The sequence below is a fragment of the Streptomyces johnsoniae genome, from assembly GCF_031845565.1.
Classification (GTDB): Bacteria; Actinomycetota; Actinomycetes; order Streptomycetales; family Streptomycetaceae; genus Streptomyces; species Streptomyces johnsoniae.
In genome coordinates this window covers 1-235 of record NZ_JAVREV010000127.1, presented here as the reverse complement: position 1 = coordinate 235, position 235 = coordinate 1, and the positions used below count along the sequence as shown (strand labels likewise).

The window sequence follows — 235 nt, the reverse complement described above, 5'->3', positions numbered from 1 at the left end:
CACCGGCTGCACCACATCCACCCGCTCCAGCCACCCCTCACCCCCACCCAACAACACCTCAACCAACGACCACCCCACCAACGGCTCCAACACCTCAGAACACTCCACCAACCGCGAACGAAACACCTCCGACTCCCCCCACAACTCCACACCCATCCCCACCCACTGCGACCCCTGACCACGAACCACAAACACCGGCCGATCAGACCCCACCACCACCGACCCAACCAACGGC

The 235-nt window shown here is 64.3% G+C and carries 1 protein-coding gene; it reads right to left on the bottom strand.

The genetic code is table 11. The annotated features are described in order from the left end of the window. A partial coding sequence (locus RM779_RS33935; RefSeq protein WP_394813460.1) for an acyltransferase domain-containing protein occupies positions 1-189 on the bottom strand: 189 nt, incomplete at its 3' end. Positions 190-235 lie beyond the last annotated feature (46 nt).